At 59.0% G+C, this 18,813-nt stretch carries 19 protein-coding genes; 12 read left to right on the forward strand and 7 right to left on the reverse strand.

Going from position 1 to position 18,813, the window contains the following annotated elements; all coding sequences use genetic code 11:
- The first annotated feature begins 54 nt into the window (after positions 1 to 54).
- Complete coding sequence (locus BBB56_RS14435) at positions 55 to 807, forward strand: SDR family oxidoreductase (RefSeq protein WP_123801645.1); 753 nt, start codon at positions 55 to 57, stop codon at positions 805 to 807.
- 32 nt (positions 808 to 839) lie between these two features.
- Here BBB56_RS14435 and BBB56_RS14440 read toward each other — a convergent pair whose 3' ends face one another.
- Complete coding sequence (locus BBB56_RS14440) at positions 840 to 2,279, reverse strand: 6-phospho-beta-glucosidase (protein WP_123801646.1); 1,440 nt, start codon at positions 2,277 to 2,279, stop codon at positions 840 to 842.
- A gap of 113 nt (positions 2,280 to 2,392) precedes the next feature.
- Positions 2,393 to 3,112, reverse strand: a complete 720-nt coding sequence (locus tag BBB56_RS14445; protein WP_123801647.1) for a MurR/RpiR family transcriptional regulator — start codon at positions 3,110 to 3,112, stop codon at positions 2,393 to 2,395.
- 177 nt (positions 3,113 to 3,289) lie between these two features.
- On the opposite strand from BBB56_RS14445, the gene trhA reads away from it, so the two are divergent.
- A complete protein-coding gene (gene trhA, locus BBB56_RS14450; RefSeq protein WP_123801648.1) occupies positions 3,290 to 3,940 on the forward strand; it encodes a PAQR family membrane homeostasis protein TrhA in 651 nt (216 codons plus the stop codon).
- 47 nt (positions 3,941 to 3,987) lie between these two features.
- On the opposite strand, the gene ygfZ is transcribed toward trhA, so the two are convergent.
- Entirely contained in the window at positions 3,988 to 4,971 is a 984-nt protein-coding gene (ygfZ, locus tag BBB56_RS14455; RefSeq protein ID WP_123801649.1) for a tRNA-modifying protein YgfZ, read from the reverse strand.
- Positions 4,972 to 5,188: 217 nt separating this feature from the next.
- Here ygfZ and sdhE point away from each other — a divergent pair, with 217 nt between their 5' ends.
- Positions 5,189 to 5,455: an FAD assembly factor SdhE gene (gene sdhE / locus BBB56_RS14460; RefSeq protein WP_123801650.1), complete on the forward strand. Its 267-nt coding sequence runs from the start codon at positions 5,189 to 5,191 to the stop codon at positions 5,453 to 5,455.
- A complete protein-coding gene (locus BBB56_RS14465; RefSeq protein ID WP_123801651.1) occupies positions 5,430 to 5,831 on the forward strand; it encodes a protein YgfX in 402 nt (133 codons plus the stop codon). The genes sdhE and BBB56_RS14465 overlap by 26 nt, the downstream gene beginning before the upstream one ends.
- Before the next feature lie 18 nt (positions 5,832 to 5,849).
- Here the strand turns inward: BBB56_RS14465 and fldB are convergent, their stop codons facing one another.
- Positions 5,850 to 6,368: a flavodoxin FldB gene (fldB, locus tag BBB56_RS14470; protein ID WP_123801652.1), complete on the reverse strand. Its 519-nt coding sequence runs from the start codon at positions 6,366 to 6,368 to the stop codon at positions 5,850 to 5,852.
- Positions 6,369 to 6,436: 68 nt separating this feature from the next.
- On the opposite strand from fldB, the gene xerD reads away from it, so the two are divergent.
- The 5 genes from xerD (at position 6,437) to lysS (ending at position 12,636) form a co-directional block, all read left to right on the forward strand.
- Positions 6,437 to 7,363 carry a site-specific tyrosine recombinase XerD gene (gene xerD / locus BBB56_RS14475; RefSeq protein WP_123801653.1) on the forward strand — a complete coding sequence of 309 codons (927 nt, stop codon included), beginning with the start codon at positions 6,437 to 6,439 and terminating at the stop codon, positions 7,361 to 7,363.
- Positions 7,364 to 7,384: 21 nt separating this feature from the next.
- A complete protein-coding gene (gene dsbC / locus BBB56_RS14480; RefSeq protein ID WP_123801654.1) occupies positions 7,385 to 8,095 on the forward strand; it encodes a bifunctional protein-disulfide isomerase/oxidoreductase DsbC in 711 nt (236 codons plus the stop codon).
- 9 nt (positions 8,096 to 8,104) lie between these two features.
- Positions 8,105 to 9,835, forward strand: a complete 1,731-nt coding sequence (gene recJ, locus BBB56_RS14485) for a single-stranded-DNA-specific exonuclease RecJ (RefSeq protein ID WP_123801729.1) — start codon at positions 8,105 to 8,107, stop codon at positions 9,833 to 9,835.
- Between the two features lie 172 nt (positions 9,836 to 10,007).
- Positions 10,008 to 11,106 (forward strand): peptide chain release factor 2 gene (prfB, locus tag BBB56_RS14490; protein ID WP_123801655.1). Its coding sequence is split into 2 segments (ribosomal slippage): positions 10,008 to 10,082 and positions 10,084 to 11,106, totalling 1,098 coding nucleotides; the frame shifts between segments, so codons are not numbered across the junction.
- Positions 11,107 to 11,115: 9 nt separating this feature from the next.
- Entirely contained in the window at positions 11,116 to 12,636 is a 1,521-nt protein-coding gene (lysS, locus tag BBB56_RS14495; RefSeq protein ID WP_123801656.1) for a lysine--tRNA ligase, read from the forward strand.
- Positions 12,637 to 12,776: 140 nt separating this feature from the next.
- Here lysS and BBB56_RS14500 read toward each other — a convergent pair whose 3' ends face one another.
- A complete protein-coding gene (locus BBB56_RS14500) occupies positions 12,777 to 13,403 on the reverse strand; it encodes a serine protease (protein ID WP_123801657.1) in 627 nt (208 codons plus the stop codon).
- 353 nt (positions 13,404 to 13,756) lie between these two features.
- Between BBB56_RS14500 and BBB56_RS14505 the strand changes: the two genes are divergently transcribed.
- Positions 13,757 to 14,920 (forward strand): MFS transporter, encoded by a 1,164-nt coding sequence (locus BBB56_RS14505; protein ID WP_123801658.1) that lies wholly within the window; start codon positions 13,757 to 13,759, stop codon positions 14,918 to 14,920.
- Here the strand turns inward: BBB56_RS14505 and BBB56_RS14510 are convergent.
- A complete protein-coding gene (locus tag BBB56_RS14510; RefSeq protein WP_123801659.1) occupies positions 14,917 to 15,837 on the reverse strand; it encodes a LysR family transcriptional regulator in 921 nt (306 codons plus the stop codon). The genes BBB56_RS14505 and BBB56_RS14510 overlap by 4 nt on opposite strands.
- Before the next feature lie 97 nt (positions 15,838 to 15,934).
- Between BBB56_RS14510 and lysA the strand changes: the two genes are divergently transcribed.
- Both lysA and BBB56_RS14520 read left to right on the forward strand, forming a co-directional pair.
- Entirely contained in the window at positions 15,935 to 17,191 is a 1,257-nt protein-coding gene (gene lysA, locus BBB56_RS14515) for a diaminopimelate decarboxylase (RefSeq protein ID WP_123801660.1), read from the forward strand.
- Positions 17,192 to 17,199: 8 nt separating this feature from the next.
- The gene (locus BBB56_RS14520) at positions 17,200 to 17,652 is read left to right on the forward strand and encodes a GNAT family N-acetyltransferase (protein ID WP_123801661.1); all 453 of its coding nucleotides are present in this window, start codon (positions 17,200 to 17,202) and stop codon (positions 17,650 to 17,652) included.
- Here the strand turns inward: BBB56_RS14520 and galR are convergent.
- Positions 17,649 to 18,650 carry an HTH-type transcriptional regulator GalR gene (galR, locus tag BBB56_RS14525; RefSeq protein WP_123801662.1) on the reverse strand — a complete coding sequence of 334 codons (1,002 nt, stop codon included), beginning with the start codon at positions 18,648 to 18,650 and terminating at the stop codon, positions 17,649 to 17,651. The genes BBB56_RS14520 and galR overlap by 4 nt on opposite strands.
- Positions 18,651 to 18,813 lie beyond the last annotated feature (163 nt).

Genomic DNA, 18,813 nt, shown 5'->3' on the forward strand with positions numbered 1-18,813 from the left:
CAACGAATAACAAGGGCCGCTTATCCGGCCCTTTATTTTACTTCTGGAGAGCGTATGACACTGGCTCTGGTAACTGGCGCAAGCCGGGGAATTGGCCGCGCGACGGCGATTAAGCTGGCGCAGCAGGGCTATCGCGTAGCGGTAAACTATCGCCAGCGCGCCGAAGAGGCGCAGCAGGTGGTGGCGCAGATCCGCGAGCAGGGCGGGGAAGCCTTTGCGGTTCAGGCGGATATTGCCGATGAGGCGCAGGTGGTGGCGCTGTTTCAGCGGCTGGATCAGGAATCGATGCCGCTCGCGGTGCTGGTTAACAATGCCGGTATTCTTTTCACCCAGTGCCGGGTTGAGGAGATCAGCGCTGAGCGGCTGCAGCGCGTCTTCGCCACCAATGTCACCGGTACCTTTCTCTGCTGCCGCGAGGCGGTCAAGCGCATGGGCAAACATCACGGCGGCGCAGGCGGCGCGATTATCAACGTCTCCTCAGCGGCTTCGCGCCTCGGCGCAGCGGGCGAATATGTCGATTATGCCGCGTCGAAAGGGGCGATGGATTCACTGACGAAAGGATTATCGCTGGAAGTGGCGGCGCAGGGCATCCGCGTTAACAGCGTCAGGCCGGGCTTTATCTATACCGACATGCATGCGGACGGCGGCGAACCGGGACGCGTGGATCGCGTGGCGGCCACGGCGGGCGTGATCCCGATGGGACGCGGCGGAGAAGCGGAAGAAGTTGCCGAAGCCATTGTCTGGCTGGCGAGCGAGGCGGCCTCCTATATTACCGGCACCTTTATAGACGCTGCCGGAGGCCGCTAAACAGCAGGCCGCGTCCGCTGCGGCCTCACTGCTTACAGCGTTTCGCCGTTGCTGGCGATCACCTGCTGATACCAGCCGAAGCTTTTTTTACGCGAGCGGGCGAAATCGCCGCTGCCGTCGTCATGCTTATTCACGTGAATAAAGCCGTAGCGCTTATCGTACTGGCCGGTGGTGAACGAGACGCAGTCGATGCAGCCCCAAGGCGTATAGCCCATCAGCGCAACGCCGTCATGCACGACCGCTTTTTTCATCTCAGCGATATGGGCGCGCAGATAGTCAATGCGGTAATCATCTTCAATCAGGCCCTGCGCATTCGGCTGGTCGATGGCGCCGAAGCCGTTTTCGACGATAAACAGCGGTTTCTGATAACGCTCGTACAGCGCGTTGAGCGTATAGCGCAGCCCCACCGGATCGATCTGCCAGCCCCAGTCCGATGCGCCGACGTGCGGGTTTTTCACTACGCCGTCAAAGCCGGTAATGGGATCCTCAACGCCGCTGGCGTCGTGTTTCACCGCGTTGCTCATGTAATAGCTAAAGCCGACGTAATCGGCGCAGCCGTTACGCAGCGTCTCGGCATCATCCGCCGCCATCTCAATCTGGTAGCCTTTGCGCGCCCACTCTTTCAGGGTGTAGGCGGGATACTGACCGCGCATCTGCACGTCGCTGAACACGTAGCGCTGATGCATCGCTTCCTGCGCCAGCATCACATCGTCAGGATGGCACGAGTAGGGATAGATGGGCACCAGGGCGATCATGCAGCCAATCTGCAAGTCCGGGTTAATCTCGTGGCCGAGTTTAACCACCTTCGCGCTGGCGACAAACTGGTGATGCATCACCTGATACATCGCCTCTTCCGGCTTCTCATGGTCGGTAAATATGACGCCGGAGCAGCAGTAACCAAACAGCGGATACTGCCAGTTGCGCTGGTTATTGATTTCGTTAAAGGTCATCCAGTACTTCACTTTGTGCTGATAGCGGCGCAGCACCACGTCGCTAAAGCGCACAAAGAAGTCCACGACTTTGCGGTTATGCCAGCCGCCGTACTGCTTCACCAGGTGGTAGGGCATTTCAAAGTGGGAAAGGGTGATCACCGGCTCGATGCCATATTTCAGCAGCTCGTCGAACAGGTCGTCATAAAATTGCAGGCCCGCCTCGTTCGGCTCCTGCTCGTCGCCGTTGGGGAAGATACGCGTCCAGGCGATAGAGGTGCGAAAACACTTAAAGCCCATCTCAGCAAACAGCGCAACGTCTTCTTTATAGTGAGAATAGAACTCAACGGCCTGATGGTTGGGATAGTTGTTGCCTGGCTGCACGCCGTCGGTAATCACGCGGCTTACGCCGTGCGCGCCGCCGGTCAGCACGTCAGCAATGCTCACGCCTTTGCCGCCCTGATCCCAGCCGCCTTCAACCTGATGCGCCGCCACCGCGCCGCCCCATAAAAAATTGTGCGGAAAGCCTGATTCGTTATGCATATATCCCTCTCAGCGAAGTAAATCTTGTCGCGAGTGTAGCAAAGCAAAATACGAAGTCACGCTATAACACCGGCGCGCCAGCGTAATATGTTACGGCGCAAAAACAGCCTGTTTTATTTAATCAGCAGACGGCCAGTGGCTTCGAGAATATACATAACCGGCACCTGAGTGGTGATGTCGTAATTATCGTTCAGGCGCACCACCGGCACATGATACGCCAGCGTAAAATCGCTCATTTTAGCCAGCGAGCTGTTTTCCGAGTGGGTAATGGCCAGGGTTTTACAGCCGCGCAGGCTAAACTGGCTGGCGAGGCGCAATATTTCCGGCGTTTCGCCCGAAACGGAAAGCAGTATAGCCAGCGTATTTTCATCAAGTCCGCCGCTCACCGGATAATAGGGATCGTCAATATAGTGGCTGAATTTCCCGACGTTAGAGAAAAAGCGCGCGCCATATTTCGCCAGGCTGCCTGAGGTGCCTGCGCCAATAAAGAAAAGCTGTTCGGCCTGATTAATCATGCTGGCGGCGCGAGAGATCAGAGCGCTAAATTCGTCATTATTAATGCTTTTGAAAAAACTCAGCATCTCGCTGACGCCGACGTTGCTCTGCATCGGCTGCGTCTGCTGCTGCGCCAGCCGAAAACGAATACGAAACTCTGACCAGCCGTCGCACTGCATTTTTCGACAGAAGCGCAACACGGTGGTGGTGGAAACGCCGGCGCGCTCCGCCAGTTCGCGGATGGTCATATAGCTGACGCTTTCCGGGTGTCTGATGATGTCGTGATAAACCTGCATTTCCAGATCGTTCAGGCTGGCAAGATCGTGATGAGAGAACATCTGTACGCGCGCTCATTAAGATAAGATCAGCGGGCAGTGTACCAGATTTGCGCGCAGCCCTGGCTGTAACACGCATTCACACAATAATTTGAGCGTACAAGTGTACTCTCAAATTTTTCCTGGCTATGCTGGTGGTCAGAAAAAGTGCACTCAGTTTGATGTTCAGGATGTGACGTTATGAAAAATCGCGTAGTTGCTCCGGGTTACTCGCTTGCTGAAGATATCGCCAACAGCATTAGTCATGGGGTCGGCTGTCTGTTCGGCATTGTGGGGCTGGTGCTGCTGCTGGTGCAGGCGGTAGAGATGCGCGCCACCGCCACGGCCATTACCAGCTATAGCCTGTACGGCGGCAGCATGATCCTGCTGTTTCTCGCCTCGACCCTGTATCACGCTATTCCCCACTACGGCGCCAGGCGCTGGCTGAAAAAGCTTGACCACTGCGCCATCTATCTGCTGATTGCCGGAACCTACACGCCTTTTTTACTGGTGGGGCTGAAGTCGCCGCTGGCGCATGGGCTGATGGTGGTGATCTGGGGGCTGGCGCTGGCGGGCATAATTTTTAAGCTGACGATCGCGCACCGCTTTAAGGCGCTGTCGCTGGTGACCTATCTCTGTATGGGATGGCTGTCGCTTATCGTTATTTATCAGCTGGCGCTGACGCTTTCGGCAGGCGGTCTCTGGCTGCTGGTGGCGGGCGGCGTTATCTATTCGCTTGGCGTGATTTTCTATGTGGCGCGACGCATTCCCTACAATCACGCCATCTGGCACGGCTTTGTGCTGGGCGGCAGCGCCTGTCATTTCTGCGCAATCTATTTCTATGTGATGTAGCCTGCGGCAACCTTTCCCGGCGAAACGGGAAAAGTTGCCGCGCGGCCTTACTCTTCCAGCGTGTAGGGCAGCGGCTTAATCAGCAGACGACCGCCTTCATCGCCTTCGACCCGCAGGACGCTTTCCGGTTCCAGATCGTTGTTCATCACCACCTGAACCCACACCTCGCCATCTTCAAGCTGGACGGCGGTCAACACCGTGCCGGTGCGACGCCAGCGCTCGCCCATTTGCAGCTCCAGCGAATCATTCGCGGCGGGAACCCGGCTTGCCTGACCGGCCAGCCAGTAGAGCGCGCGCTTGTTGGCGCCGCGGAATTTGGCGCGCGCCACCATTTCCTGGCCGGTGTAGCAGCCTTTCTTAAAGCTGATGGCGTCCAGCGCCTGAAGGTTGGTGGCCTGCGGGATCAGCTGCGCTGTGGTCGCCGGTTCAATCACCGGAATGCCCGCCTCAATATCCAGCGTCAGCCACTGTGCGCTGTCGTTCAGCTGCGCGTCGTCGGCCAGCTTCTGCTGAAGCGCCTGCGCCTGTTCGCGCGTGGTGACAATCAGAAAACGCTCTGCGGGCGTGGCGAACCACAGCAGCGAGGTGTCCGCCTGCTGCACCACCGGATGCTCGCTGTCCGGCAATACCGCAAACAGGCTGGTCAGCGCCGCGCGCGCCTGAAAACCAGCTACGCCAAGCAACACCGCGTCATCGTCCGCCGCCAGCGTGACTTTGGAAAATACCGCGTATTTTTTCAGTTCGGTCAGCTGCTGATCGCGCAGCTCGCGACGCACCAGATAGGCGTAACCCTCACCGCGGTGAAACAGACGCAGATTGCTCCACATTTTGCCTTTGGCGTCGCAGTGCGCCGCTGGACGATGCTGATCCGCCGACAGGGCGGCTACGTCCAGCGTGAGCTGGCCTTGCAGATAAGAGGTGCTGTCGGGCCCCTGAACCGACACCAGCGCCCAGCCGTCCAGCGACATCAGGGTTAACGGCAGACGAGAGGCGGCCACAGGCTGGCGCGGCGGTAAGCTAAAAATAGGCATTGGCTGTCCTGATTGAAAAGTGAATCCTGAGTTCAATGTTAAAAGAGCGTACTGGCTTTGCAACAGGTTTACGGGACCAGGCGCACAAATCGCGAGTCGGCTTGCCCATCAGGGGCGGCGGCGTGCGGCCTGTCGCACAGCAGCGCAACGCGCCTCGGCAGGCGCGATAAAACCAGGTTACACTAGCCGCACTGTCTGAACTGCGGAAACAACACATATGGACATTCATGACAAATCACGCATTCACTGGGCCTGCCGTCGCGGCATGCTGGAGCTGGATGTCGCCATCATGCCTTTCTTTAAATACGAATACGATACGCTTAACGATGTTGATAAACAGGCCTTTGTCGCCCTGCTGAAGGCCGACGATCCCGATCTGTTTAACTGGATGATGGATCACGGCGAACCGGCCGATCCGGAGCTGAAGCGTATTATCCGGCTTATTCAGCAGCGCAACCGTGCACGCGGGCCCGTGGCACTGTAAGCTGCGACCTTCGCGTCAGGCGCGTCTTCTGCACGGCGCGTTTGTCGCTGGCGCGCTGGCGATCGTGGCGGGCGCGCCGCTGCCCGCGCTCTGCTGGCTGATAAAAGCGCCGCTGTTATGGCTGATGCTCAGAGAGGGACGCCAGCAGCAGCAGCGACTGGCGCAGCGGCGGGGCCTGCTACAGTGTAAAAACGACGGCAGCTGGCGCTGGCAGGGAGTACGCTGGCGCGTGGCCGCCCCGATTCGCTGGCTGCCAGGCGCGGCGTTGCTGGTGCTGCGCAGTGAAAAGGGACGCGTGCTCCGGCTGTGGCTGTTGCGGGATATGATGCCGCCCGCCCGGTGGCGTCTGTTCCGCGCCTGCTTTCTGCATGGCTAGAGAACGGTTAAACCTGCGCTACAGCAGCGCAGCGGTTTCAGTCAGAATCTGTTCGCACCACTGTTCGATACGCTCATCGGTCACGTCAAACTGATTGACGTCATCCAGCGCCAGGCCGACAAACTGTTTCCCGTCCGCGGTGAGCGGTTTCGGGCTGGTAAATTCATAGCCTTCCAGCGGCCAGTAGCCAATGAATCTTACGCCCATCGGCTGCAACAGCTCATGCAGCATGCCCAGCGCGTCAAGGAACCATTCGCCATAGCCGAGCTGATCGCCCATACCGTAGAGCGCGACGATCTTGTTGCGCAGATTAAGCGTGGGCAGCTGCGGCCAGATCGCCTCCCAGTCTTCCTGCAACTCGCCGAAATCCCAGGTCGGGATGCCTAAAATCAACAAATCGTACTGCTCCATCAGCAGCGGATCGTCATCTTTCACGTTGTGCAGCGTAACCAGCTCAGCGCCAATAAAGTCGCGAATTTTCTCGGCGGCCATTTCGGTATAGCAGGTGCTTGAGCCGTAAAAAAGACCAATTTTCATGCAGATAATGCTCTGAGTAAGACTGACTTTGGCGCAATTGTATCAGAAGCAGGGCGGATTCAGGCATAATGAGCACGATTTCACCTCAAAGCGGGGATACCGTGCAAGACAGCGACCTGACAGAACAGTTTCTGGATGCGCTCTGGATTGAACGCAATCTGGCGCAAAATACCTTGTCCTCCTATCGGCAGGACTTAAAGACGCTGCTCGACTGGCTGACGCATCACGGGCTGACCTTACTGACGCTACAGACGGCGGATTTACAGCAGTTTCTCGCCGAACGGCTGGAGGGCGGCTATAAGGCCAGCAGTTCGGCGCGGCTGCTGAGCGCCATGCGACGCCTGTTTCAGTACCTGTATCGTGAAAAGCTGCGTAGCGACGATCCCAGCACGCTGCTCTCGGCGCCGAAGCTGCCGCAGCGGCTGCCGAAAGATTTGACCGAGGCGCAGGTCGAGCGACTGCTCCAGGCACCGAGCGCCGATATTCCGCTGGAGCTGCGCGATAAGGCTATGCTGGAACTGCTCTACGCCACCGGACTACGCGTCTCTGAGCTGGTCGGGCTGACGCTGAGCGACATCAGCCTGCGTCAGGGAGTGGTGCGCGTTATTGGTAAAGGCAATAAAGAGCGTCTGGTACCCTTAGGCGAAGAGGCCGTTTACTGGCTGGAGCACTATCTGGAGCATGGGCGTCCCTGGCTGCTCAACGGGCAGACGCTGGACGTGATGTTTCCCAGCAGCCGGGCGCAGCAGATGACGCGTCAGACGTTCTGGCACCGCATCAAGCACTATGCCGTACTGGCGGGAATCGACGGCGAGAAGCTGTCGCCGCATGTGCTGCGCCACGCCTTCGCCACCCATTTGTTGAACCACGGCGCCGACCTGCGTGTCGTACAGATGTTGCTGGGACACAGCGATCTCTCTACCACGCAAATTTATACGCATGTCGCGACCGAGCGGCTGCGTCAGTTGCATCAACAGCATCATCCGCGCGCCTGACGTGGATAATAAGGAAAGAAGATGAAGAAATTTATTCTGCTGGCTCTGTTGACGGGCGCTTTCAGCAGTGCAGTTCAGGCCGATGACGGCGCAATCCTGCAATCCCTGAAAAAACTAGGGCTGCAACAGACGGAAATCGTGCCGTCGCCGCTGTCAGGATTCAAGACCGTGCTGACGGAAAGCGGCGTGATTTACGTCAGCGAAGACGGCAAGCATATGATTCAGGGACCGCTTTACGACGTCAGCGGCGCGCAGCCGGTAAACGTCACTAACCAACTGCTCGACAAAAAGGTCGAGGCGCTGGCGTCGCAAATGATTGTTTATAAAGCGGCAAAAGAGCAGCACGTTATTACCGTGTTTACCGACATCACCTGCGGCTACTGCCGCAAGCTGCATGAGCAAATGGCGGACTACAACGCGCTGGGCATTACGGTGCGCTACCTTGCCTTCCCGCGCGAAGGGCTGCACGGCCAGGTGGAAAACGCCATGAAATCCATCTGGTGCGCCGCCGACCGCAATAAAGCCTTTGACGAGGCGATGAAGGGCAATGCGCCGCAGATGAGCGCGCCGGATAGCTGCAAGATCAATCTCGATCAGCACTATAAGCTGGGCATCCTCTACGGCATTCAGGGCACGCCAGCGATCCTGACCGACTCCGGCATGATGATTCCGGGTTATCAGGGACCGCAGGAGCTGAAACAGGTGTTAGATCAGCAGAAGCGCGGTGGCTAATTGGCAGTGATGAAATCTGTAGAACTGCGGCGGCGCGCTATCAGCGTCGAGGATCAACTCCCGGCGGATCTTCCGCCGCTGCTTAAACGTCTCTATCTGCAACGCGGCGTGCGCAGCGCGGCCGAGCTTGAGCGCGGCGCAAAACATCTGCTGCCCTTTACCACCCTCAGCGGGCTGGAGGACGCGGTTGAGCTGCTGCATCAGGCCCTGCTCGACGGGCGGCGCATTATGGTGGTGGGCGACTTTGACGCCGACGGCGCGACCAGTACCGCGCTCACGGTGCTGGCGCTGCGCAGTATGGGCGGCCACAACGTGCAGTATCTGGTGCCTAATCGCTTTGACGACGGCTATGGCCTGAGTCCTGAAGTGGTTGAGCAGGCGCGCGCGCGGGGCGCGCAGCTTATCCTGACGGTGGATAACGGCATCTCTTCGCACAGCGGCGTCGCCTGCGCGCATCAGCACGGTATTCCCGTGCTAATCACCGATCACCATCTGCCAGGCGAAACCCTGCCGGAGGCGGAGGCGATCGTTAACCCCAACCTGAACGACTGCGAGTTTCCGTCGCGCGCGCTGGCGGGCGTTGGCGTGGCCTTCTACCTGATGATGGCGCTGCGCGCCCATCTGCGTCAGCAGGGCTGGTTTGGCGCCACGCGCGCAGAGCCGAATCTGGCAGAGTTGCTGGACCTGGTTGCGCTCGGCACCGTTGCCGACGTGGTGCCGCTCGACGTTAACAATCGCATTCTGGTGTGGCAGGGGCTGAGCCGCATTCGCGCCGGAAAATGCCGTCCGGGCATTCGCGCCCTGCTGGAGATCGCTAATCGCGACGCCCGCCAGCTGGTGGCGAGCGATCTCGGTTTTGCGCTTGGCCCGCGCCTCAATGCGGCGGGACGGCTGGATGATATGTCGGTCGGCGTGGCGCTGCTACTCACCGACGACATTACCCAGGCGCGTATGCTGGCCAGCGAGCTGGATGCGCTGAATCAGACGCGTAAAGAGATCGAGCAGGGGATGCAGAGCGAGGCGCTGGCGCTGTGTCAGCAGCTGGAGCGCCAGCAGACCGAGCTGCCGCTGGGGCTGGCCTTTTATCATCCCGAATGGCATCAGGGCGTGGTCGGCATTCTGGCTTCGCGCCTGAAAGAGCGTTTTTACCGTCCGGTGATCGCTTTTGCGCCAGCGGGTGACGGCACGCTGAAAGGCTCTGGCCGCTCGATCCCCGGCCTGCATCTGCGCGATGCGCTGGAACGACTCGATACGCTCTATCCGGGTCTGATGCTGAAGTTCGGCGGTCACGCTATGGCGGCGGGCCTGTCGCTGGAGGAATCGCGCTTTGACGAGTTTCGTCAGCGCTTCGCCGATCTGCTGGGCGAATGGCTAAGCGAAGAGACGCTGCAAAGCGTGGTCTGGTCAGACGGCGCGTTGCAGCCGGGCGAATTTAGTTTGCACACCGCCGAACTGCTGCGCGAAGCCGGTCCCTGGGGACAAGCCTTCCCGGAGCCAGCTTTCGACGGCAAATTTAAGCTGCTACAGCAGCGTCTGGTCGGAGAGCGCCATTTAAAGGTGATGCTGGAGCCGCTCGGCGGCGGCCCGCTGCTTGACGGCATCGCCTTTAACGTCGATACCACCCTGTGGCCTGACAGCAGCGTTCGTCAGGTCGAGCTGGCCTTTAAGCTGGATATTAACGAATATCGCGGCAATCGATCGGTTCAGCTGATTATCGATAAGATCTGGCCGCTGAATTAGCGCCCGCTTCAGTGGGAGAGCCGCGGCAGCTCTCTCGCTGACAGCCTGGTCATCTCCTCTGCCAGCGCCCCGGCCAGCCTGTGGCGCGCGACTGAAATCCTACAATCTCACGGCTATTTCGGTTAGACTGCTGGGTTTCCATCCCGACATTCAGCGAAAAGAACCGAAAGCCATGTTTGAAATCAATCCGGTTAAAAATCGTATTCAGGACCTCACCGAACGCAGCGACGTTCTTAGGGGGTATCTTTGACTACGATGCCAAGAAAGAACGCCTCGAAGAAGTAAACGCCGAGCTGGAGCAGCCTGACGTCTGGAACGAGCCAGAACGCGCTCAGGCGCTGGGTAAAGAACGCTCGTCACTGGAAGCCATTGTCGACACGCTCGACCAGATGAAGCAGGGCCTTGACGATGTCGAAGGACTGCTGGAGCTGGCGGTGGAAGCCGATGATGAAGAGACCTTCAACGAAGCCGTTACTGAACTCGACGTGCTGGAAACCCGGCTGGGCGAGCTGGAGTTTCGTCGTATGTTCTCTGGCGAATATGACAGCGCCGACTGCTACATCGATTTGCAGGCCGGTTCCGGCGGCACCGAAGCGCAGGACTGGGCCAGCATGCTGCTGCGTATGTATTTGCGCTGGGCTGAAGCCAAAGGCTTCAAGACCGAAATCATTGAAGAATCAGAAGGCGAAGTGGCCGGTCTGAAATCCGCCACCGTGCGCATCTCCGGCGACTACGCGTTTGGCTGGCTGCGTACCGAAACCGGCGTGCATCGCCTGGTGCGCAAGAGTCCGTTTGACTCCGGCGGCCGTCGCCACACCTCGTTCAGTTCGGCGTTTGTTTATCCGGAAGTGGATGACGACATCGACATCGACATCAACCCGGCGGATCTGCGCATTGACGTTTATCGCGCGTCGGGCGCGGGCGGTCAGCACGTTAACCGTACTGAATCAGCCGTGCGTATTACCCATATTCCGACCGGTACCGTTACCCAGTGTCAGAACGACCGCTCACAGCATAAAAACAAAGATCAGGCGATGAAGCAGATGAAGGCGAAGCTGTACGAGCTTGAGATGCAAAAGAAAAATGCTGAGAAGCAGGCGCTGGAAGACAACAAATCCGACATCGGCTGGGGTAGTCAGATTCGTTCCTATGTGCTGGACGATTCCCGCATTAAGGATTTGCGTACCGGGGTTGAAACCCGCAACACTCAGGCGGTGCTGGATGGCGATCTCGACCGTTTTATTGAAGCAAGTTTAAAAGCAGGGTTATAAGGAACCGACATGTCTGAACAACAACCGCAGAGCGCTGATGCCGCCCTTGAGTTAAATAACGAACTAAAAACGCGTCGCGAAAAACTCAGCGCGCTGCGTGAGAACGGCGTGCCGTTTCCTAACGATTTCCGCCGCGACGCCACCTCAGACGCACTGCACGCGCAGTATGACGAGAAGAGCAACGAAGAGCTGGAAGACTTAGGCGTCGAGGTCAGCGTCGCCGGGCGTATGATGACCCGCCGCATTATGGGCAAGGCGTCCTTCGTGACCTTGCAGGACGTAGGCGGCCGCATTCAGCTTTATGTGGCGCGCGACGATCTGGCGGAAGGGATCTACAACGAGCAGTTCAAGAAGTGGGATCTGGGCGATATTCTTGGCGCGCGCGGCAAGCTGTTCAAAACCAAAACCGGCGAACTGTCGATTCACTGTCATGAACTGCGTCTGCTGACCAAAGCGCTGCGTCCGCTGCCGGATAAGTTTCACGGTCTGGCCGATCAGGAAACCCGCTACCGCCAGCGTTACCTTGACCTGATCGCCAACGACGAATCGCGCCACACTTTTAAAGTGCGCTCAAAAATCATGGCTGGCATTCGTCAGTTCATGGTGGGCCGCGACTTTATGGAAGTGGAAACCCCGATGATGCAGGTGATTCCGGGCGGCGCATCGGCGCGTCCCTTTATCACCCATCATAACGCGCTGGATATCGACATGTATCTGCGCATCGCGCCGGAGCTTTACCTGAAGCGTCTGGTGGTTGGCGGCTTCGATCGCGTATTCGAAATCAACCGTAACTTCCGCAACGAAGGCATTTCGCCGCGCCATAACCCTGAGTTCACTATGATGGAACTCTATATGGCCTATGCGGATTACAAAGATCTGATCGAGCTGACCGAAAGCCTGTTCCGCACTCTGGCGCAGGATGTGCTCGGCACCACTAAAGTGCCTTACGGCGACCAGGAGTTTGATTTCGGTAAGCCGTTTGAGCAGCTGACCATGCGCGAAGCGATCAAAAAGTACCGCCCGGAGACCGATCTGGCGGATCTGGATGATTTTGATAAAGCCGTGGCGATTGCGCAGTCGATCGGCATTAAGGTTGAGAAGAGCTGGGGCCTGGGCCGCGTCGTCACCGAGATCTTTGAAGAGACGGCGGAAGCGCATCTGATTCAGCCGACCTTTATCACCGAATACCCGGCAGAAGTGTCGCCGCTGGCGCGCCGCAACGATGAGAACCCGGAAATTACCGACCGCTTTGAGTTCTTTATCGGCGGCCGAGAAATCGGCAACGGCTTCTCCGAGCTGAACGATGCGGAAGATCAGGCAGAGCGTTTCCAGCAGCAGGTTAATGCGAAAGACGCAGGCGACGACGAAGCGATGTTCTATGACGAAGACTACGTTACCGCGCTGGAGCACGGCCTGCCGCCAACGGCCGGTCTGGGCATCGGCATCGACCGTATGGTTATGCTGTTCACCAACAGCCATACTATCCGCGACGTGATCCTGTTCCCGGCGCTGCGCCCCACCGCGAAGTAAACCAAAAAGGCCGGATTCTCCGGCCTTTTTCTTTAGCGCTGAGCGAAGAGGGCGGGAAGGGGGCGATCGCAGACTCACTCAGGACATTCCCGTCGCGGGACCCTTTGCTCTTCGGACGCAACCCGGCGCGCCCAGGGCTGTCAGGACTTCACCACGCCGTTTAACCACGCCTCAAAGCGCGCGTAGGGCACATAAAGCGCGACGTCGCGATACAGGGTTTTCCCGCTCTGATTATCATTAATACGGCTGCTGTAGCCGACAATGACACCTGCAAGGGTATCATCCGAGGCGTTATAGACCGCGCCGCCCGACATGCCTTTCACCACGCCCGCATTCGCCGCAACCACCACGCATTCCGCCTTGTTCCAGCTATTCGCCAGCGACGTATTAATCAGGTTCTCGCCGCTGGAGCTGACCGGCATGGCGCTGATAAAGCTATAGCCGTACAAATTCACCTTGTCGCCGATACGGCTGTTGCGAAAACGCGGCGGCAGATTCGCCTCTGCATTTTTATGGTAGACCACAGCGATATCGCACTCGGGATGCCAGGCCTTAACGCGATACAGCGAAAATTTAGCGACGTGCGCGGCGGTGAGGCTGTACTCGGCCGTCAGCGGAATGGTGGTGCCCATGGTGCCCAGACCCAGCGCGGTAGGAATGCCGGTATAGGTCATATCAACGCGCTTCTGCGCTTCGCTGCTGTACTCATAGTGGCCGACGGAGCAGCCGCTGAGGCAGAGCGCCATTAAAACCATTAGCCGTTGCATTATCTCTCCCCGCTTAAGAATGGCTTCACGCTGTCAGGCAATCCCTTTGGGGTATCGGCAACGCGGAATATTCCTTTATTCGGTTGAATCCGGACAAAAAGCCTCTCTTTTCATAGCGCGACCGGCGGATGACATCAAGCGTCGCGTAGAGCAGGAATACATTAATAAGATTTTATCAGGCGTCTGACGCGCCATTATTGCGTTTGCGGCAAAAGATCCTTTCCGCACGCAGGGTATATGCAAACAGAGGGCTATGATTTAATACTTGCTGTGACGAAGTTCAAATATTTATAACCGTCCACGCCCGGCGTCCGCTGCGGCGTTCACCTGCTTATTTATTGGGAGACTGTGTTATGCCTGTTGCTTTACTGGCGCTGGCGCTGAGTGCGTTTGCGATTGGAACTACCGAGTTCGTCATTATGGGGCTATTGCCTGAGGTGGCGGGCGATTTACAGGTGTCGATTCCGTCGGCAGGCTGGCTAATCAGCGGCTATGCGCTTGGCGTGGCAATAGGCGCACCTATTATGGCGCTGCTCACCGCCAGTCTGCCGCGTAAAAAGACCCTTATCCTGCTGATGGTCATCTTTATCATCGGCAACGTGCTGTGCGCGCTGGCCTACACCTACAACCTGCTGATGATGGCGCGCGTGGTAACCGCACTCTGTCATGGCGCCTTCTTCGGCATCGGCGCGGTCGTGGCGGCGAGCCTGGTGGCCCCGGACCGTCAGGCCTCGGCGGTGGCGCTGATGTTTACCGGACTGACGCTGGCGAACGTGCTGGGCGTGCCGCTCGGCACCTGGTTTGGCCAACTGTTCGGCTGGCGAGCCACCTTCTGGGGCGTGGCGATTATCGGCGTGCTGGCCTTTATCGCGCTGATCGTCAGCCTGCCCACCAATAAAGAAGAGAAGCCCGTGCATCTGGCGAGCGAAATCAGCGCGCTGGCAAACGGCAAACTCTGGCTGTCGCTGCTGATGACGGTGTTCTTCGCTGCGGCGATGTTTGCGCTGTTCAGCTATATCGCCCCGCTGCTGTTGCAGGTAACCGGCATCAGCGCGCGCGGCGTCAGCTGGACGCTGTTCCTGATTGGAGCAGGCCTGACCGTCGGCAATATCCTCGGCGGCAAGCTGGCGGACTGGAAAGTCTCCTTTAGCCTGATCCTGAGCTTTTCGCTGATCGCCCTCTTTTCGCTGCTGTTTAGCTGGACCAGCCACGCGCTGTGGCTGGCAGAGATCACCCTGTTCCTGTGGGCGATGGCGACCTTCGCCACCGTGCCTGGCTTGCAGATCAACGTGGTGCGTCACGGCAAAGAGGCGCCGAACCTGGTTTCCACCCTGAATATTTCCGCGTTTAACGTCGGCAATGCGCTGGGCGCGTGGGTCGGCGGCGCGGTTATCAGTCAGGGCTATGGCCTGACCGCCGTGCCGGTTGCCGCCGCCGCGCTGGCCGCGACAGGCCTGGCGATCTGCCTGATTACTTTCCGTCAGTCGGGCGGCACCACCGCCACCGCGCGCGCCTAAGCCAGCCGCTCGGCGATGCGCTGAGGGAAATCGACCACCTGGGATTGCAGGTGGTCGATAAACGCCGCCGCCAGCGCCGAGTCCGGCCGATGCAGCGGCCGCACCAGGCTAACGGTAAACGGCACCGCGACGCTGAATTTACGCATCACCACGCCGCTGTCGGCATAATCAAGCGCCGTCAGCGGATTCACCACTGAAATGCCGACGCCCGCGCGCACCATGGCGCACACCGACGCCGCGCTGTGCGTCTCCATCACCAGCCTGCGCTCCACGCCATTCTCATGAAACAGCGCATCCAGCAGCTGACGATAGCTGTCGGCGCGCGACAGGCTAACGTAATTCTCTCCGGCAAAATCCTGCGGCGTCAGCACCGCGCGCTGGCACAGCGGATGCTGCTGCGGCAGCACGCAGACCTCATCGCAGGTCAGTAGCGCCAGCCGCTCGGTTCCGGCAGGGGCGTGCTGCGTTTCGGTCAGACCAAGATCGTAGCGCTGTGCCGACAGCCACTCCTCCAGCAGCGGAGACTCCTGCGGGATCATATTCAGGCTAACGTCGGGGTAGCGCTGTAAAAAAGGCTGCACCAGCTGGGGCAGCAGCGACTGCGAGAACACCGGCAGACAGGCGATGGACAGTTCGCCCTGGCGGAACTGACGCAGCCCTTCAGCCGCTTCGACGATGCGATCCAGCCCGTACCACGAACGCTGCACCTCTTCAAACAGACGCAGACCCTGCACGGTTGGCTGAAGCCGGCCGCGCACCCGCGCGAACAGCCGCAAACCCAGCTGCTTCTCCAGCCGCGCCAGCTCGCGGCTGACGGTAGGCTGCGACGTATTCAGCAGCGTAGCCGCCTGCGTCAGATTGCCGCTGGTCATCACCGCGTGAAAAATCTCTATATGTCGCCAGTTAATCTTTGCCATCTGTTGCCATATCCATTTTGCATAGCAGCTATTAAAACAGATATTTTTAAGCATGGCACGGTTCTGGCTTAATAGGCGTAACGACAGGAGAATCCCGATGCCACGCCCTTTAACCGACTCTACTACCGCGCTTAACGCCGATAACCTGCTGCCGCTGGCGCAACAGTACCAGGGCCCGTTCTGGGCCTATGACGCGCAGATTATTCAGCAGCGCATCGCACAACTGCGCGCTTTCGACGTGGTGCGCTTCGCGCAGAAAGCCTGCTCAAACATTCATATTCTGCGCCTGATGCGCGCGGCCGGCGTCAGGGTCGATTCGGTATCGCTGGGCGAAATCGAACGCGCGCTGGCGGCGGGCTATCAGGCAGGCGGCGACGAGATTGTCTTTACCGCCGACGTCTTTGACCGTCCGACGCTGGCGCGTATTGCTGAGCTAAAGGTGCCGGTTAACGCGGGATCGGTGGACATGCTGCATCAGCTGGGCGAGGTCTCGCCGGGCCATGCGGTATGGCTGCGCATCAATCCCGGCTTTGGCCACGGCCACAGCCAGAAAACCAACACCGGCGGCGAGAACAGCAAGCACGGCATCTGGCACAGCGAACTGCCGCTGGCGCTGGCGGCGATCAGGCAATATGGCCTGCGCCTGGTGGGCCTGCATATGCATATCGGCTCCGGCGTCGACTATGGTCACCTGCAACAGGTGTGTGACGCGATGGTGGAGCAGGTCATGGCGCTCGGCCAGGATCTTGAGGCGATATCCGCCGGCGGCGGTCTCTCTATTCCCTATCGCTCTGGCGAAGAGGCGATCGATACCGCGCACTATTTTGGCCTGTGGGACGCCGCGCGCCAGCGTATTGCCGCCCATCTTGGTCATCCGGTCAAACTGGAGATCGAACCGGGCCGTTTTCTGGTGGCCGAATCGGGGGTGCTGGTTTCGCAGGTGCGCGCGGTAAAAGCGATGGGCAGCCGTCATTTTGTGCTGGTGGATGCGGGCTTTAGCGATCTGATGCGCCCGTCGATGTACGGCAGCTATCACCATATTTCGCTGCTGCCGGGGGATGGTCGGGTCGTTGATCCACAGGCGCAGGTGGACAGCGTGGTCGCCGGGCCGCTGTGCGAGTCGGGCGACGTCTTTACTCAGCTGGAAGGCGGTAAGGTTGAAACGCGCGCGCTGCCTGCGGCGCAGGTTGGCGACTACCTGGTGTTTCACGATACCGGCGCCTATGGCGCATCGATGTCGTCGAACTACAACAGCCGCCCGCTGATCCCGGAAGTGCTGTTCGAACAGGGTAAACCGCGTGAAATTCGCCGTGCGCAGACCATTCAGGAGCTGCTGGCGCTAGAGCTGGGCTGATACACGCGATGAAAATCCTTGATTTGCGCGCTGCGCCGCAATACGCCGAACAGATCATCGACTGGCTGTGGCGCGCCTTTGATGCGGACAACAGCCGCGATTTTATGGCCAGCGTAGTGAACAGTTCGCTGCAAGAGGCGGAGTTTCCCGTCACCTTTGTGGCGATCGACCACGAGGGCAGGGCGGCAGGCACGGTGGGCTTCTGGCGCTGCGATCTGATCAGCCGGCAGGATCTCTTTCCCTGGCTCGCCGCGCTCTACGTGGATGAAAGCGCCAGAGGCAGCGGGTTGAGCGCGGCGCTACAGCAGCACGTTATCGCCTGTGCGCAACAGCGCGGCTATCGCCACCTCTGGCTGTGGTCAACCTTCAGCGGCTATTACGAACGCGCGGGCTGGATGCCGGCGGGCGAGGCGCTGGAGTATCCGGATAAAAAGGTCCGGCTTTACCGCCGCGAGATTTAGCCCGGCCCGCTCACGGAATGCCGCCGCACCAGCGTCGGGCTGAACATATTGGTGACTTCGGGCAGCGGCTGCGCGTGAGCCAGCGCCAGCGCCAGTTCGGCGGCCTGCTGCGCCATTGTCACGATGGGATAGCGTACCGTGGTCAGGCGCGGACGCACGTAGCGCGAAACCAGCACATCATCAAAGCCAATCAGCGACATCTCTTCCGGCACGCGCACGCCGTTATCGCTCAGCACCGCCAGCGCGCCGGCCGCCATAGAGTCGTTATAGCAGGCGACGGCGGTAAAGTTGCGGCCGCGTCCCAGCAGCTCGGTCATGGCCTGTTCGCCGCCGGTTTCATCCGGCTCGCCCAGCGCCACCAGACGATCGTTGCAGGGCAGGCCGTGCTCTTTCAGCGCGTCGTAATAGCCCTGAAGGCGATCTTCGGAGTCGGAAATGGGATGGGTCGAGCAGATAAAGGCGATGTTCTGATGACCCTGCTGGATCAGGTGCCGCGTCGCCAGCCAGGCGCCGTAGCGGTCGTCAAGCGCGATGCAGCGCGATTCAAAGCCTTTCAGCAGCCGGTTGAGCAGCACCATGCCCGGCACCTGTTTCATCAACACTTCCAGCTCGGCGTCTGGAATTTTTTTGGCGTGGACCACCAGCGCCGCGCAGCGGTGGCGCATCAGCTGCTCAATCGCCTGACGCTCTTTTTGCTCATTATGGTAACCGTTACCAATCAGCAAAAAGTTACCGGTCTGACCCGCGACTTCATCCACCGCTTTTACCATCGCGCCGAAAAAGGGGTCGGAAACGTCGCCGACCACCAGGCCCAGCGTCTCTGTTGACTGCTGCGCCAGCGCGCGCGCATTGGCGTTGGGGTGATATTGCAGCTCTTCCATTGCCTGGCTAACGGCCTGTCGGGAATTTTCGCTGGCCTTCGGTGAATTATTGATCACGCGGGAAACCGTCGCGACGGATACCCCCGCCAGTCTGGCAACATCCTTAATGGTAGCCATGCGTTGACCTGTTGTAGGGAAAACGTTTACACATGCCAGCAGTGTTACGGAAAACAGCACGCACATCAAGCCAGCAGAATGTCTGCGCCGTCGCAAAAAGGGGCAAAATGACGGGCTTAACCTGGCAGAGGGCCGCATGGTATCCTGTTTTTTTCCTTTACCT

This window comes from Candidatus Pantoea deserta (assembly GCF_003813865.1).
Lineage (GTDB): Bacteria > Pseudomonadota > Gammaproteobacteria > Enterobacterales > Enterobacteriaceae > Pantoea > Pantoea deserta.

Coding starts and splice junctions, on each gene's coding strand:
- xerD (WP_123801653.1), top strand. CDS start 6,437: ATGAGCACGATTTCACCTCAAAGCGGGGATACCGTGCAAGACAGCGAC.
- BBB56_RS14500 (WP_123801657.1), bottom strand. CDS start 13,403: ATGCAACGGCTAATGGTTTTAATGGCGCTCTGCCTCAGCGGCTGCTCC.
- dsbC (WP_123801654.1), top strand. CDS start 7,385: ATGAAGAAATTTATTCTGCTGGCTCTGTTGACGGGCGCTTTCAGCAGT.
- BBB56_RS14505 (WP_123801658.1), top strand. CDS start 13,757: ATGCCTGTTGCTTTACTGGCGCTGGCGCTGAGTGCGTTTGCGATTGGA.
- sdhE (WP_123801650.1), top strand. CDS start 5,189: ATGGACATTCATGACAAATCACGCATTCACTGGGCCTGCCGTCGCGGC.
- galR (WP_123801662.1), bottom strand. CDS start 18,650: ATGGCTACCATTAAGGATGTTGCCAGACTGGCGGGGGTATCCGTCGCG.
- BBB56_RS14445 (WP_123801647.1), bottom strand. CDS start 3,112: ATGTTCTCTCATCACGATCTTGCCAGCCTGAACGATCTGGAAATGCAG.
- BBB56_RS14440 (WP_123801646.1), bottom strand. CDS start 2,279: ATGCATAACGAATCAGGCTTTCCGCACAATTTTTTATGGGGCGGCGCG.
- trhA (WP_123801648.1), top strand. CDS start 3,290: ATGAAAAATCGCGTAGTTGCTCCGGGTTACTCGCTTGCTGAAGATATC.
- recJ (WP_123801729.1), top strand. CDS start 8,105: ATGAAATCTGTAGAACTGCGGCGGCGCGCTATCAGCGTCGAGGATCAA.
- fldB (WP_123801652.1), bottom strand. CDS start 6,368: ATGAAAATTGGTCTTTTTTACGGCTCAAGCACCTGCTATACCGAAATG.
- BBB56_RS14435 (WP_123801645.1), top strand. CDS start 55: ATGACACTGGCTCTGGTAACTGGCGCAAGCCGGGGAATTGGCCGCGCG.
- lysS (WP_123801656.1), top strand. CDS start 11,116: ATGTCTGAACAACAACCGCAGAGCGCTGATGCCGCCCTTGAGTTAAAT.
- BBB56_RS14520 (WP_123801661.1), top strand. CDS start 17,200: ATGAAAATCCTTGATTTGCGCGCTGCGCCGCAATACGCCGAACAGATC.
- lysA (WP_123801660.1), top strand. CDS start 15,935: ATGCCACGCCCTTTAACCGACTCTACTACCGCGCTTAACGCCGATAAC.
- ygfZ (WP_123801649.1), bottom strand. CDS start 4,971: ATGCCTATTTTTAGCTTACCGCCGCGCCAGCCTGTGGCCGCCTCTCGT.
- BBB56_RS14510 (WP_123801659.1), bottom strand. CDS start 15,837: ATGGCAAAGATTAACTGGCGACATATAGAGATTTTTCACGCGGTGATG.